16 protein-coding genes are annotated in these 15,890 nt (G+C 29.7%); all 16 read right to left on the bottom strand.

Features of this window, described 5'->3' with window-relative positions; all coding sequences use genetic code 11:
* Positions 1-304 precede the first annotated feature (304 nt).
* Positions 305-499: a hypothetical protein gene (locus tag KGF50_RS04935; protein ID WP_227483267.1), complete on the bottom strand. Its 195-nt coding sequence runs from the start codon at positions 497-499 to the stop codon at positions 305-307.
* A 308-nt stretch (positions 500-807) separates the two neighbouring features.
* Positions 808-2,340, bottom strand: coding sequence for a lysine--tRNA ligase (gene lysS, locus KGF50_RS04930; RefSeq protein ID WP_227847064.1), 1,533 nt, complete (start codon positions 2,338-2,340; stop codon positions 808-810).
* Positions 2,341-2,354: 14 nt separating this feature from the next.
* The gene (greA, locus tag KGF50_RS04925; protein ID WP_227828676.1) at positions 2,355-2,834 is read right to left on the bottom strand and encodes a transcription elongation factor GreA; all 480 of its coding nucleotides are present in this window, start codon (positions 2,832-2,834) and stop codon (positions 2,355-2,357) included.
* A 108-nt stretch (positions 2,835-2,942) separates the two neighbouring features.
* Complete coding sequence (dusB, locus tag KGF50_RS04920) at positions 2,943-3,911, bottom strand: tRNA dihydrouridine synthase DusB (protein ID WP_227847063.1); 969 nt, start codon at positions 3,909-3,911, stop codon at positions 2,943-2,945.
* A 136-nt stretch (positions 3,912-4,047) separates the two neighbouring features.
* Positions 4,048-4,818, bottom strand: a complete 771-nt coding sequence (locus tag KGF50_RS04915; RefSeq protein ID WP_227847062.1) for a type III pantothenate kinase — start codon at positions 4,816-4,818, stop codon at positions 4,048-4,050.
* A gap of 18 nt (positions 4,819-4,836) precedes the next feature.
* Entirely contained in the window at positions 4,837-5,427 is a 591-nt protein-coding gene (locus KGF50_RS04910; protein ID WP_227847061.1) for an ECF transporter S component, read from the bottom strand.
* 196 nt (positions 5,428-5,623) lie between these two features.
* Complete coding sequence (locus tag KGF50_RS04905) at positions 5,624-6,583, bottom strand: P1 family peptidase (protein WP_227847060.1); 960 nt, start codon at positions 6,581-6,583, stop codon at positions 5,624-5,626.
* Entirely contained in the window at positions 6,576-7,553 is a 978-nt protein-coding gene (locus tag KGF50_RS04900; RefSeq protein WP_227847059.1) for a biotin--[acetyl-CoA-carboxylase] ligase, read from the bottom strand. Before KGF50_RS04900 ends, KGF50_RS04905 begins: the two co-directional genes overlap by 8 nt.
* Before the next feature lie 317 nt (positions 7,554-7,870).
* Positions 7,871-9,841: an ATP-dependent zinc metalloprotease FtsH gene (gene ftsH, locus KGF50_RS04895; protein WP_227847058.1), complete on the bottom strand. Its 1,971-nt coding sequence runs from the start codon at positions 9,839-9,841 to the stop codon at positions 7,871-7,873.
* A gap of 33 nt (positions 9,842-9,874) precedes the next feature.
* Entirely contained in the window at positions 9,875-11,263 is a 1,389-nt protein-coding gene (gene tilS, locus KGF50_RS04890) for a tRNA lysidine(34) synthetase TilS (RefSeq protein ID WP_227847057.1), read from the bottom strand.
* Between the two features lie 182 nt (positions 11,264-11,445).
* Positions 11,446-11,874 carry a DUF1934 domain-containing protein gene (locus tag KGF50_RS04885; protein ID WP_413926791.1) on the bottom strand — a complete coding sequence of 143 codons (429 nt, stop codon included), beginning with the start codon at positions 11,872-11,874 and terminating at the stop codon, positions 11,446-11,448.
* A 17-nt stretch (positions 11,875-11,891) separates the two neighbouring features.
* On the bottom strand, positions 11,892-12,698 hold the full coding sequence (murI, locus tag KGF50_RS04880) for a glutamate racemase (RefSeq protein ID WP_227847055.1): 807 nt from the start codon (positions 12,696-12,698) through the stop codon (positions 11,892-11,894).
* Positions 12,699-12,899: 201 nt separating this feature from the next.
* The gene (locus KGF50_RS04875) at positions 12,900-13,406 is read right to left on the bottom strand and encodes a cell wall hydrolase (protein ID WP_227847054.1); all 507 of its coding nucleotides are present in this window, start codon (positions 13,404-13,406) and stop codon (positions 12,900-12,902) included.
* 31 nt (positions 13,407-13,437) lie between these two features.
* Entirely contained in the window at positions 13,438-14,097 is a 660-nt protein-coding gene (gene spoIIR, locus KGF50_RS04870; protein ID WP_227847053.1) for a stage II sporulation protein R, read from the bottom strand.
* Positions 14,098-14,232: 135 nt separating this feature from the next.
* Entirely contained in the window at positions 14,233-14,913 is a 681-nt protein-coding gene (locus KGF50_RS04865) for a GntR family transcriptional regulator (RefSeq protein WP_227437541.1), read from the bottom strand.
* The gene (gene ispE / locus KGF50_RS04860) at positions 14,897-15,787 is read right to left on the bottom strand and encodes a 4-(cytidine 5'-diphospho)-2-C-methyl-D-erythritol kinase (protein ID WP_227847052.1); all 891 of its coding nucleotides are present in this window, start codon (positions 15,785-15,787) and stop codon (positions 14,897-14,899) included. Before ispE ends, KGF50_RS04865 begins: the two co-directional genes overlap by 17 nt.
* Positions 15,788-15,890: the final 103 nt, after the last annotated feature.

Below are 15,890 nucleotides of genomic sequence, written 5' to 3'. Positions count from 1 at the left end.
ACTCTCAAATAAAAGTTTATCAGGCTCAGATACTATTGTTATCAAAATATCTGGCTTTATGGTTTGTTTCTTGTTTTATAAATTAACCTACTGTTTAATTTTCAAAGTTCATTTTTCATTTTTCATGTTTGCCCTTTTCTTAAGGACAAGTAATACTATATCACCTTAAAAATAATTCGTCAATACTTTTTTTGTTTTTTATTTTAAAAAAGGTTATAACTCTTTGTTTTTTTTAATACTTTTAACTAAAACTAACAGATATAACCCTTGATATTACAAGTAACACATGCATATACAGTTTTTCCTATTTTGCAATTTTATTTTCGTAAGAATATGAGTTAGCTCTGACTCTATCTGCCCAAACATTTATACTCTTAACTTTATTAACCTTAGTTGTACTTTCAAATATATCCATTGCATCCTTACAAAAATACACCATAACATCAAGAACTAAAAATCCAATACAAACTAAACATAAAAAATCAATTACTTGAAACATCACACATTCCCCCAATAATTTTTTATATATAGTATTCTCAAAAATTATTCCTTTTTCCTTCCCCAAAATTACTTTCAATATTTTCATAATAAATTACTTTCAATCATATTTTCTAAATATAAAGTTTCAATCAACAAAAACTAATATCAATTTGTAACGTTTGTTGGTAATTTATAAATTAAATACATGAAAAATTTTTTAGAATATATAAAAAGCATTCTACATTGACATTTTAAATAGAATAAAGCTATTTATTGATAATTTAATAGCTCTATTCTATTTAAAACTTAGTAGAATGCTCGTATTTTTTATTTTTCTTCTTCTTCTTTATTTTGATTATTATCAATAGGTTTCATAGTTGGGAATAATAATACGTCTCTTATAGATGGAGAATTAGTTAATAGCATAATAACTCTATCTATACCTATTCCTAGTCCACCTGTAGGAGGTAAACCTACTTCTAATGCTTTTAAGAAGTCATCATCCATTTCAAAAGCTTCATCATCGCCTAATTCTCTTTTTCTCAATTGGTCCATAAATCTTCCTTTTTGGTCAATAGGGTCATTAAGCTCAGAAAATGCATTAGCTAATTCCCACTTATTAGCAAATGCTTCAAATCTATCAGTTCTTCTTGGGTCTTCAACATTTCTCTTAGATAATGGAGATACTTCAACTGGATGATGTGTTATAAATGTTGGTTGGATTAATTTATCTTCTCCAAACTCTTCAAAGAAAGCATTTATTACTTCCCCTCTTCTCATTCCAGGTTTTATTTCTATTCCTTTTTCTCTAGCAACTTCTAACGCTTCTTCATCTGTATTTATTGTAGAAAAATCTACACCAGAATATTCCTTCACACAATCTTCCATAGTCATTCTCTTCCAAGGAGGTGTAAAGTTTATTTCTGTTCCTTGATAGTCGATTATCATGCTTCCTGTAGCAACTTCAGCCATATGTGCAACAACATTTTCTGTTATTTCCATCATATCAGTGTAGTCTGCATATGCTTGATATAATTCTATAGCTGTATATTCAGGATTATGTTTTAAATCCATTCCTTCATTTCTAAACATTCTTCCCATTTCATAAACTTTATCAAATCCACCAACAATAAGTCTCTTTAAGTATAATTCGTTTGCTATTCTTAAATACATTGGTATATGTAAAGTGTTATGGTTAGTTATGAAAGGTCTAGCATTTGCTCCACCAGCTATAGTATTTAATATTGGAGTCTCAACTTCTAAAAATCCTCTGTCATCTAAATATGCTCTCAATGCTTTTAATGCTTTCGTTCTAATTAAAAAAGCATTTTTTACTTCTGGGTTTACTATTAAATCAACATATCTTTGTCTATATCTTAATTCTTGATCTTTTAATCCATGATATTTCTCTGGTAGAACTTGTAAAGATTTGCATAATAATACTACAGATTTAGCCTTTACAGATATTTCTCCCCTTTTAGTTCTAAATATTTCCCCTTCAATACCAACTATATCTCCAATATCATATGTTGAAAATACACTATATTCTTCTTCCCCTATAGCATCTAATCTTACATAAGATTGAATTCTTCCTTCTTGGTCTTGAATGTCTATAAAACCAGCTTTACCTTGTATTCTCTTGCTCATTATACGTCCTGCTACTTTTGTAGTTTGACCTTCAAGAGCTTCAAAGTTATCTTTTATTTCCATAGAATAATGAGTTCTATCATATCTACTTTCTTTGAAAGGGTCTCTACCTGACTCTTGTAATTTTTTTAGTTTATCTCTTCTTACTTGAAGTACTTCACTAAGGTCTTCTTGAATTTGTGCTTCTTCATTGCTTTGTTGATTATTTTTCATTTTTTTCCTCCATATTATCTTCTTATTTCTAATATTTCAAACTTAGCAACTCCATCAGGTACTTGCACTTCTACAACCTCTTTAGCAGCTCTTCCTAAAAGCGCTTTTCCTACAGGAGATTCGTTTGATATTTTACCATCATATGGGTCTGCTTCTGTTGAACCAACTATAGTATATTCAACATCTTCATCAAATTCTAAATCTTTAACTTTAACTATTGAACCTATTGTAACAACATTAAGGTCTATTTTGCTTTCATCTATGATAACAGCTTTTCTAACCATATTTTCTAATTTTAAGATTCTTTCTTCAACTTGTGCCTGTTCCTTTTTAGCTTCATCATACTCAGCATTTTCAGATAAATCACCAAAAGATATAGCAACCTTTATTCTCTCTGCAACTTCTTTTCTCTTTACAACCTTTAAATTCTCTAATTCTTCTTCTAATTTATCGTATCCTTCTTGTGTCAATAAAAACTCTTTATTCTCTTCCATTATAAATACAACTCCTTCACAAATTTCTTAGGAATTTTCCTAATTATATTTTAAAATTTTTATAATCTTTTTTTAATTTATGCGCTATATTATAAGTCACTATTATTTTTATGTCAAGGAGTCTTGCATATAGTACTCCAATTTCGACACAACTTCTTGATAGTCTTCTATTTTATTAATTTCATCTCTCAGTCTTGCAGAGTTTCTAAGACCTTTTAAATACCAAGCGATGTGTTTTCTCATTTCCCTTACAGCTACATACTCTCCATGTTCTTCTACTGCAAGCTTTAAATGTTTAATGGCAGTACTTATTTTTTCGTTAAGAGTTGGCTCTGGTAAAATCTCGCCTGTATTCATATAATGGTTTATTCTTTTAAATATCCATGGGTTACCCTGAGCACCCCTACCTATCATTATAGCATCACAACCCGTTTTGTCTAACATATTTATTGAATCTTCTATTGTAAATACATCACCATTTCCTATAACAGGTATATTTAAATTTTTCTTAATATCTGCAATTATATCCCAATCTGCTTTGCCTGTGTAATATTGCTCTCTCGTTCTTCCATGTATTGCTAAAGCACTTATTCCACAAGCTTCTGCCATCTTTGCTATCTCAACAGCATTTACACTATTGTCATCCCACCCTTTTCTTATTTTTAAAGTAACTGGTTTCTTTGAATTCTTCACTACCGCCTTTAATACCTGCTCTGCAAGTTTAGGATTTTTCATAAGTGCTGAACCATCCCCATTTTTAACTACTTTTGGAGCTGGACATCCCATATTTATATCAAGAATTTCATTTGGATATTCATTCATTATTTCTGCTGCTCTTCCCATAAAATCTGGTTCAGAACCAAATATCTGAACAGCTACAGGATGTTCTTCTTTTTCTATCTTAAGCATTTTTTTAGTATTTTCATCATCATAGCAAAGTGCCTTACCATTTATCATTTCTGTATATAAAAGTCCACATTCTTGTTCTTTACAAATTAATCTAAATGGAAGGTCTGTTACCCCTGCCATAGGTGACAGAAAAACTTTATTTTTTAATTCTAAATTTCCTACTTTCATCGTTTTTCTCCTATTTTTTTCTTTGTTTTTGTGATTTTACTTCTAAATCTGCATTGCCTCATTATAATATACCACATAACACTAAAAAACTATCATAAAAAGGGAATTGGATATATAATCCAATTCCCTGTATTAATTATTCTTGGTTTTTTTCATATATTATTCTCAATCCTTCTAGCGTTAAAAAACCATCTACATAATCTATACTTTTTGTTTCTGAAGCAATTAGTTTAGCTAGTCCACCTGTGGCTATAACCTTAACATCATCACGATTTAATTCTTTTTTCATCATATTTATTATTTTATCAACTAAACCTACATATCCATAAATTATGCCAGATTGCATAGCCGATACAGTACTTTTACAAATAGTCATACCTGGTTTTGCTAATTCTACTCTAGGTAATTTAGATGCACTTTGGAATAATGCCTCACTAGATATTTTTATTCCTGGTGCTATTGTACCCCCTAAGTATTCACCTTTTTCAGAAATAGCACAAAATGTAGTTGCTGTTCCAAAATCTACAAGTATACTTGGTGCTCCATATTTTTCTATGCCTGCTACAGCATTGACTATCCTGTCTGCTCCAACTTGTTTTGGATTATCATATTTTATATTTAGACCTGTTTTTATGCCTGGACCTACTATCAATGGATGCTTTTTACAGTATTTTATACAAAAATTTTCAAGAGAATGCATCACGTTTGGAACTACAGATGATATTATTACATCATCAATAGCATTTATATCCACATCATCATACTCAAATAAGCTACTTATTAGAATCCCATATTCATCAGATGTTTTTTCCTTATCTGTTTTAATTCTCCAATAATTAACTAACTTGTCACCTTTATATATACCTAAAACCATATTAGTATTTCCAACATCAAATACTAGAAGCATATGTCATTAACCTTCTTTCTATTTTTTGCTTTTCTTAAGTACAGCAGCAACGGCAGCTACTACTAAAGCTCCTACTATTGCTTCTGGTACTCCATTTGCTGCGGCAAGAGCCATTATAACCTTTCCTGCTGAACCATTTTGACCCATTGCTTGAAGATACTTGTCTGCATATAAGACATATATCATTCCTAGAACACCAGCTGTATTTAATAAAGAACCTACAGCTCCTGTAATTAATCCAGATATGTATACCTTATTTGTAGCTTTGATTATTAGTTGATATACATAATAAGCCAATATACCTATCATAACTCTTGGCAATATTGAAACTAATGGATTTATAAAAACAAAAGATGTTACTGTTGGGTTTATTATAGCATTTAAAAGACTTGATACTCCAAATATAAAGCCTATTGCTGCCCCAACTATTGGTCCTTCCATAATAGCTCCAATAATAACTGGTATATGCATTATAGTTGCTTTTGTAGGTCCAACCGGAATAAATCCCAATGGAGTCATAGATAGCATAATAGAAATAGCTGATAGTACTCCTATTATAGTCATCTTTCTTACATTTACTTTTCTTACTGATGCACTTGTGTTCATCATAAAAAATACACCTCCGTTCCAGCTCACTAACGATGCCGGACTACTTAATTTTTTGATTTTCCTTACTCTTGTTTCTTATCATTATGAGTCAGGCTACTACTTTCAGGATGCCCGCTCTAACAAGAATAATTTTATCAAGATGAGTTGCCATTGTCAACAATTTGACAAGAAAAATATGCTAATTTCATCATATTTCTCATTTTTTCACTATGTCTTTATATGCTATTATATTTTTTACACTATCAGCTTTTTTTACTGCATTTATTATGCTTTTTTCCACAGCCTCTACAGCTAATGAACCTAATAACGTTATATCTGCTTCTATTTCACCTTTTGACATTGTGAATATTGTATCTCCATCATGAGGTGTATGGATAGGAAAAATAGCTTTTGCATACCCATCATGACCCATTTGAGATATTTTTTTACATTCAGCCTTAGTTAACTTAGCATTCGTCGCTATAACTCCAATTGTAGTATTATCTATACTAAATCCGCCTTTACTTGCTCCTTGTTTCATCAATTTGTATGTATCAATTGTTTCTGTTTTTTTATCATTTAAAGCACCTGCTATAACCTTACCATCCTCATAAACATCTCCAAGAGCATTTACAGCAATCAATGCAGATACAATCAAACCATTATCAAGTTTTATAGAATAACTTCCTATTCCACCTTTCATAGCATATTCTTGCCCTCTTATCTTTCCAACAGTGGCTCCACATCCTGCTCCATAATTCCCCTGATTTAAAACAGTTGTATTTGCTACTTCACAAGCTTTATAACCCATTTGTATATCTGGTCTACACTTAAAATCTCCTACTCCTAAATCAAATAAAACTGCTCCCACAACTATAGGAACTTTGCCAACTCCAACATCAAAACCAATTCCTCTTTCTTCTAAGTACCTACTTACTCCACAAGTAGATTCAAGACCATATGCAGAACCTCCTGCTAAAACCACAGCATGAACTTTTTGAACCATATTTACAGGGTCTAATAAATCGGTTTCTCTAGTTCCTGGAGCTGAGCCCCTTACATCAACGCCACAAGTTGCACCTTCTTCACAAATCACTACCGTACATCCAGTTAACCTTCTTCTATCCTCAACTTGCCCAACCTTTAAACCTTCTATATCTAAAATATTATCATACATATCCCTTTTCTCCTCTTATAGAAACTTCACCCGAAACAATTTCTTTTACATTTCCATCACTACTTTGAACCACTAAGTTACCATCTTCATTTATATCTAAGCATTTAACTAATTCTTTATCATTTCCTTTTAGTACATATATATTCTTATCTATAATTGCAGAATAATCTCTACATATTTTTAAAGTTTCTTCTTTTGAGTTATTTACAATATAATCTAAATATAGCTTTTCAAATTCAGCCAATACATTTCTGACAATATCTACTCTAGACAATTTGTATCCTTCTTTATACAATGAGGTAGCTTTTTCAGCTATTTCTGGCTCAAAGTCCATTATTTTAACATTTATTCCAATACCAAGAACAACATAATTCGTTCTTTCAATCTCAGCAGACAATTCTGTTAGTATCCCACATATTTTTTTTCCATTTAAAATAACATCATTGGGCCATTTTATTAAAGTCTTTGCCCCTAAATTATTTAAAGCTTGTGTTACACTTGCTCCTGCTATTAAAGTTATAAATGGGGCTTTAAATGGTTCCATATCTGGTTTTAGAATAATACTCATCCAAATCCCTTCATGAGGTTTGGAATCCCAAGTTCTTCCTAATCGTCCTTTTCCCATATCTTGATGTTCACTTAAAATCACAGTTCCATCTATACTGTTCACAGCCACTCTTTTTGCGTATTCATTGGTTGAATCTACAGTATCAAGATGCTCAATATTCTTACCAATAAACTCTGTATTTAATTTATAGTAGATGTTCTGTGGACTTAATAAATCAGTTGGATTTTCTGTTAATCTATAACCTTTTTTATTTACAGATTCTATATTATATCCCTCTTCCTTTAGAGCTTTCATATGTTTCCATATAGCTGCACGTGACACACCTAATTGCTTTGACAACTCTTCACCCGAAATAAACTCAGATTTATTATTTAATATAATTTCTATTATCTTCTCTCGCATACTTCACCTCTAATATGACATGATTTCATGACTTATTTTCTTCTAATAAGTAATTATACATTATTAATATATTTTTAATACTACTAATTTTAAATTTCCTTTTTAATATATTATCATAAGTAAACTTATATACCCATACCATTGATTTCCATAATTTAATATTTTACCTAATCTTTGATAAAATCACAAAAAAACTGAAAGTATTAATTAAATTGATATATGCAAATATACTTTGTTTATCAATTTAATATTATGCTTTCAGTCTTAATATTTAATCCTTAATAGATAATGCTCTTAAAATAACCAATATTTTAAAATTATTTATCTTCTTCAGATTTATTTTCTTGATTTTTATTTATATCAACAACATTGTTTCTTTCTTCTCTATCTTTTTCTAGATTTATAGTTAATTGCTCTTCAGTTTCTTTAGGAGAATTTTCCTCTGTAATTGCATTTTCAATATCATTTAATGGTAATTCTTTATTAAATGCTTTTATAAACTGAGCTGCATCTAAAGTTTCATAGATAAGTAAGGCTTGTGCTACATACTCCAGTCTATCCATGTTTTCTTGTAATATACTTCTTGTCTTATCATATGCACCATCAACTATACGTTTTGTTTCTTGGTCTATTTCAAAAGCAACTTCTTCAGAATAATTTCTCTTACTTGAGAAACTATTACCTAAAAATACTTCATCATCACTGTCAAATGACATTGGACCAAGTTTAGAACTCATTCCATATTTTGTTACCATACTTCTTGCAGTAGCTGTAACTCTTTCTAAGTCATTTGATGCTCCTGTAGATACATCTTTTAGAACTAACTCTTCTGCTACTCTACCTCCAAGTAAAACTACTATGTTTTCTTTCATCTCATTTTTAGTAGCATAGAACTTATCTTCAACAGGAAGCTGCATTGTAAATCCTCCTGCTCTTCCTCTTGGTACTATTGTAACTTGATGAACAGGACTTACTTCCTCAAGTATATGAGCACAAACTGCATGCCCTCCTTCATGATATGCTGTAAGTTTTCTTTCTTTTTCACTTATTACTCTTGATTTCTTAGCTACACCTGCTATAACCTTTGTTATAGCTTCTTCTATAGTTTCCATCTTAATTTTCTTTTCTCTTTTTCTAGCTGTTAGTATTGCAGCTTCATTCATTAAGTTTTCTATATCAGCAGGAGTAAATCCTGGTGTTCTTCTAGCTAATACATCCATTTTAACATCATCACTTAGTGGTTTATTTCTAGAGTGAACTTTAAATATAGCTTCTCTACCTTTTACATCTGGTGTACCAACAACTACTTGTCTGTCAAATCTTCCTGGTCTAAGTAAAGCTGGGTCAAGTATATCTGGTCTATTTGTCGCTGCCATGATTATTATACCTTGATTTACTCCAAATCCATCCATTTCAACTAGAAGTTGATTAAGAGTTTGCTCTCTTTCATCATGGCCTCCACCAAGACCTGCTCCTCTTTTTCTACCAACTGCATCGATTTCGTCTATAAATATTATAGCTGGAGCACTTTTTTTAGCTTGCTCAAATAAGTCTCTTACTCTTGAAGCCCCAACCCCAACAAACATCTCAACGAAATCAGAACCACTTATACTGAAAAATGGCACTCCTGCTTCTCCAGCAACTGCTCTTGATAGATATGTTTTACCAGTTCCAGGAGGTCCTACCATAAGCATTCCTTTTGGTATCCTTGCCCCTAATTCAATATATTTCTTAGGATTTTTCAAGAAGTCTACTACTTCTTGTAAATCTTCTTTTTCTTCATCCAACCCAGCTACATCTTTAAACGTAACTCTAGTCTTTTCATCATCCTTATGAACCTTAGCCTTTGACTTACCAAAGCTCATAACCTTTCCGCCTCCACCTTGAGACTGATTCATAAATACAAACCAAAGAATTACCATAAAGAATATTAATAGTAACGTAGGTAGCATCTCAACAAACCAAGGTGTAGATGGTTTAGCTTCACCACCAAATGTTAATTTTCCAGCCTTAGCTTGATCTAACACTTCATCTGCAAGTTTATCTCCCATTATTTCTGTTGGAACATATGATTTAAACTTTGTATTCGTATCTTTTATAGTACCTTCTACAGAAGTCTGATTTACAAAGTACAATCTTGATATATTCTCATCTGTTAATTCCCTATATACTTGGGAAAATTTTAAATCTTTTATTTTTTCTGTAGGCTTACCTGAGAATTGAACTATACCTACTATAATTATAAAAACAAGTAGATAAAAACCTGCCCCTTTTAGCAACTTATTCAATATAGAAGCCCTCCTTTCATACATTGCTTTGCCCTATAATTTGTTAAAATTAATTTTTAATACTTCTTTTGTGCTTTCATCAATTTTATAATTCTCACTGATTTTATAATCTCCAACACATATTATCCCTTCACTATCTGTGATTATAGGAATTTTACATCTTTCTTCTCTTGGGATTTTTAAATCTATGAATAAATCCTTCACTTTTTTACTTCCCACAGCAAGTTTTATCTTATCACCTTGCCTTCTGCTCCTTATTACTATACCCCCTTTTACCTTATTAAAATCAAACCCTTTAGATGAATTGTCTAATTTCATACTCTTATACCTATCTATACTCATTACTTGGGTCTCAATAATTTGTTTTAATTCTTTTATTTTTATAAACCCATTACTAGGTATATTGTAATAAAATTCAATTTCCTCAGTAACAATTTCCTCATTGGTTAATATTATACTGTCTTTTTTTCTATAAACAAATATATTTCTCGGAAGAGTTATCATTTTATTTACTTTCGAATCACTTTCTAAAGACATTATGTCCTCTATATGTCTTTGATCAACAAAATTAGTATCTCCTAGTATATGTTTTATAGAATTTCTAAGAACCCTAACTTTGATGGCATCATGTAAGCAAATAAAATCTTCTAAATTTATCTCTACAAAGCTCTTTTCTTTTATATTTGAAACTTCTCTAAATTTAGCTTCTGCCTCTTTCTCAATATAATCGTTATCACTTTTTAAGCTATTGCTCATCCTCACTATAGATTCTATTACATTTGAATTAAAATTATCCTTCATATATGGTAAAAGGTCTAACCTTATTTTATTTCTAGTGTATATGTTTTCTAGATTTGTTTTATCTATTCTAGGATTTAAATTATAAGCTTTACAATATTCCTCTATATCTCTTCTCTCTACATCCAAGATTGGTCTAATTATACAGTTGTCTCTAATATAATCAATTCCTTTTAACCCTTTAAGACCTGTTCCTCTCATGATACGCATCATGACAGTCTCAGCTTGGTCATTGAGATTATGACCTATAGCTATTTTGTTAGCTTTAATCTTATCCTTAATTTCATAAAACATCTCATATCTTAGTTTCCTTGCTCCTTCTTCTAATGATAACCCCTCATTTTCACAATATTTTGGTACATTAATAGACTTTACAAAGAATACAATTCCCATATCCTCACAAAGCTTAGATACATATAATGCATCTTTTTGAGCTTCTATTCCTCTTATTTGATGATTTAAATGTGCTGCATATATTTCTATATTAAAATCTTTTTTTAATCTATTTAGTACATGCAATAAACAAACTGAATCAGGTCCTCCAGAAAGACCTAAAACTATTTTATCGCCTTTTTGTATTAAATTATGTTTATTTATAGTACTTAGTACCTTATCAAATATCATATTTATCCCTCTTACACTTAGTTTTATTCACTTTTAAGTATACTTTCTATAAAAAAACGCTAAACCCTTGTATCAATTTTAAGAAATTAAAGTTTAATATAAATATAATAATACCAAATAAATTAAATAAAAGGTAGTTTTTTCACTACCTTTATAAAATTTCTGGAAAATAGCTATAGTTATTATTTAATATCTATGTATATATCTATTTTGTTTCTACCTAAAAATAAATCTTGTATCTTTATATTATAGTCTATTTTCAATTTTATGTGTTCCCCTTCTTGTATATTTATATCCAATTCTCTTGTGTCAATATCAATTAATAAGGTACCTTGTGGGGTTACATATTTTGTAGTACTGCTTTCTCCACATTTAAACATCATGGTTGAATTAATAGAACCAAACTTTTTAATACTAACTTCATTTTTAAGTATTTTTATAGTATTAGTTATTTCTATATTTTCTTCTTTTTCCTTGTAAATAACATATATTCCATCATTTTTATAAAAAATTTTACCAAAAGTAGTCATCTCTATGGTGTCCATATTTCCTTTTTCATCATATTGTCTAGTATTTATACTTATTTTTACACTCAACGATTTTTCCTCCATAGACTTCTTCATATAAACTAATATTTTTGTATTTCCACTTTTTGAATTTTATCAATTTTTTTCTTTAAAAATTCTTTCGCTATATCTGAAAATTTTTCATGTATATCTGATACATAATATTGATAAATTCCATGAGCTTCTGTGCTATTTATAATGTTTCGTCCTTCTAAAATCTTTTTCAAATCTTTAGCTGTCTCTTTAGCTGGATTAACCAATTTTATGTATTCTCCAACTTCTTCACCTATTGTTCTCTTTAAAATAGGATAATGAGTACATCCTAATACTAAAGAATCTATATTCTTATCTTTTAATTCTTGTAGATATATCTTTGCTGTTAATTTAGCTACTTCTGTATTTGCCCATCCTTCTTCAACAATTGGTACAAATAAAGGGCATGCTTTATTAACAATTTCTATATTTTTATCTATTTTAGATATTTCTAAATTATATGCCTTTGAACTTATAGTTCCTTCTGTTCCAATTATACCTACAATCTTGTTTTTAGTAGAGCTTACAGCTGTTCTAGCTCCTGCTTCTATAACACCTATTATTGGTATATCATATTTTTCTTGAGCCTCTTTTAAACTTCTCGCAGTAGCAGTATTGCAAGCTATAACTATAGCTTTTACATCTTTAGTTTTCAAAAAATTTATAGCTTGAAAAGTATATTTAATTATAGTCTCCTTAGATCTCGAACCATATGGTATTCTAGCAGTATCTCCAAAATATATTATATCCTCATTTGGTAATATCTTCATTATTTCTTTCAAAACCGTCAATCCGCCTAATCCCGAATCAAAAACTCCTATTGGTCTATTGCTCATTTTTATACAACACCTACTTTACATTTTTGTGTTTAACAACATCTTATTTATCGCTAAAATTTATTTTTATATTCACAGTTAATATATTATTACCTAAATGATTATTATAGTTTATTTTAAACAAAAAATAAAGGAGCTATCTCAAATTAGAAAATAATTTCTAGAAAAAGACAACTCCTTTCAGTACTCAAAAATTTAAATTTATTTTGCAAACACATGATTCCCTATTCTCAGGTATGGATTTAGTCTATTTATCCATTTGCAAGTGGCTATTTCTGGATTCCAGAAATATACTGCTTTATGTGTTGGGTCAGTTCCATAAAGAGCTTCTTTAGCTGCTTTACATGCTGAATCTGTTGGTGTCCTGTTTATTGAACCATCAAGCACAACTGAGAAAGCATTTTTCTGATATATAACTTCCTCTATTGAATCTGGAAATCTAGGGTCCAATACTCTGTTTATTACTACAGCTGCTACAGCAACCTGTCCCTCATAGCTTTCTCCTCTAGCTTCACCTGCAACCAATTTAGACAATAACATTAAATCATTATCAGATAAATTTATTACTTCCTTCTTTGCTACATTTTGTTCTTGTTTATTTACTTTCTTAACTGTCTCTGTTGGCTCATCTGCAAATACCTCTTTAATAGGTATAAATATATAGGTTAAAGCTAGCAATATAGCTATCAGTTTACTCCACCTGTCCATGATTAAAACCACTCCTTATAATTTTATTTTTTTAAAATTTTTCTTCTAAATCCTTTACTACTTCAATTACTTTAAATTTGATTTTTACTCTGCTTGTTTTCTTTGGTGTGTCTTGTTTTATTAACTTATATTCCTTGTCAGTTAAAACTTCTTTTAACTTATCATCTGTAGATTTATCTATAACTCCATTAGACTCATCAACAAAACATAATGGAGGAAACATAACACACCACCAGTTTTTTCCTTCACCTTTTCCAATTATAATTTTTAATGCTTTATATTCACCTGCTGGAAGAACTATATTAGAATATTGCTTTGTAGGAAAGTTACTATATTGTATACCTACCTTTACACTGTAATTATATCCATTTTCAAGAATAATATTTTTACTTATTTCTTCCAAAGTACTATATTCTTTTTTTATAATAGCTTCACTTTCCTCTATACTTTTTGAGTTTTGTAGCTTTGGTTGTAAATATTTTATTACTTCATCCCTAACTTTTAATTTAAGTTCTTGATCTTCATCTGTATTACTATTTGCTATAACATGAAATCTTATTAATTTATCTTTATAGTCTTTTGATATATTATCAACTTTTTTTACTTCACCATTTATTACTATCGTCATTATTGATATGACTGATATAAGACTTAATATTAATATTCCCAATCTAACTTTAATTTTTCTCATTGAAAAATCCCCCTCAAGATAAATTTATATCATCAATTATGTCCAATTAAATTTAATTTATTCATAATATTTTTCAATATCAATAAAAAAACTACTTTGAAATGATTCTAACCATTTCAAAGTAGTTTTTTTATTTTATAAGTCTTTATTCATCATAGCCTTATCTATCATAAATTGCTCTGCTTTTTCTATATGCTCTGTAGCATATTTCTTAGACAACTCACTATCACCTTTGATTATGGCATCAAGTAAAAATCTATGTTCTTCAACAATATTAAGCGATGAGTCGTAATCAGACATATAAGTAACTCTAAACCTATACACTTGTTCCCATAAGGAGTTTATCAATTGGATTAATTTTTTATTGTTTGTTGCTTTAAATATACATTCATGAAATTCTACATCTTGTTTCAATAGTGCATCTAAATCTGATTCTAAAATGCTTTTTTTTAACGCTTCTGATATATCCTTAAGTTTTTTTATATCATCATCACCAATTCTTTCAGCAGCAAGAGATGCTGCTAAACCTTCTAAGCTTGCTCTTACTTCTAATACATCTAGAAGATCCTTTAATGACATATTAGCTACATATGCACCTTTTCTAGGTAACATAACAACTAAACCTTCTAATTCAAGCTTTCTTATTGCCTCTCTTACTGGAGTTCTGCTTACTCCTAATTGTTCTGCTAGTTGTACTTCCATCAGCCTTTGACCAGGCTTTAATTTCCCTTCTAAGATTGCCTCTCTTAAATTTTCGAAGACTACATCTCTTAATGGCTTGTAATTATCCAAGTTCAGTTTAGTTAAATTCTCCACAAATTTCAACCCCTTTTTGACTGCTGTTAACAACATATACCTGTTTATATTTTTTTAATAATTCTTTTTTTCCAATTAGAGCATCTTCTCTACTTTTAAATAATCCAAAAACTGTAGGACCACTTCCACTCATCATAGAACCTAAAGCATTATTTTCCATCATAACTTGCTTTATATTATTTATTTCTTCATGTTTACTTATAGTAACATTTTCAAGAACATTTATCATATTTTCTGATACAGCTCTTATATCTTCTAAATTTAAACACTCCATCAAATATTTATTATTAGGTCTTTTTTTAATATTATTCAAGTCTAATCCTTGATAAACTTCTTTTGTAGAAACAAATAATTCTGGTTTACATATTAAAATGCTTATATCACATGGTAAACCTTTAATATCTGTTAGTTTTTCTCCCACACCTTGAGCTAAAGCAGGCTTTCCTGATATACAAAATGGAACATCTGCTCCTAAATCAAAGCCTATTTCTTTTAATTCATCTTCTGATAACTCAAGTTTCCATAATTCATTTAATCCTACTAATACTGCGGCGGCATTGGAACTTCCTCCAGCCATCCCTGCTGCTACAGGAATATTTTTTTCTATGAATACTTCTACACCTTTTTTTATATTAAATTTATTCTTAAGTATTTTGGCAGCTTTATAAACAATATTATCTTCATCTAAAGGAATATCTAAACTAGTGCTTTTTACCTTTATTTCATCCTTATCTAATCCTTTTATTTTTACTATATCGTATAAATCTATCGTTTGCATTATCATTTCAACAAAATGATAACCGTCTTGCCTTTTTCCTAAGACATCAATGGATAAATTTATTTTTGCCCTGCTCTTTAGTTTTATAAAATCCATTCTATCCTCCTTGTTTAAAGAATAATGCATCACTAACAATAATATTATACTACAAAAAATAAAATAATAGGGTATTATAATACCCTATTATACTTAATTACTT

The sequence above is a fragment of the Clostridioides sp. ZZV15-6598 genome (assembly GCF_020657705.1).
Classification (GTDB): Bacteria; Bacillota; Clostridia; order Peptostreptococcales; family Peptostreptococcaceae; genus Clostridioides; species Clostridioides difficile_F.
Note: the sequence above shows the minus strand (reverse complement) of the source record. Positions and strands in the feature narration are given on the sequence as shown.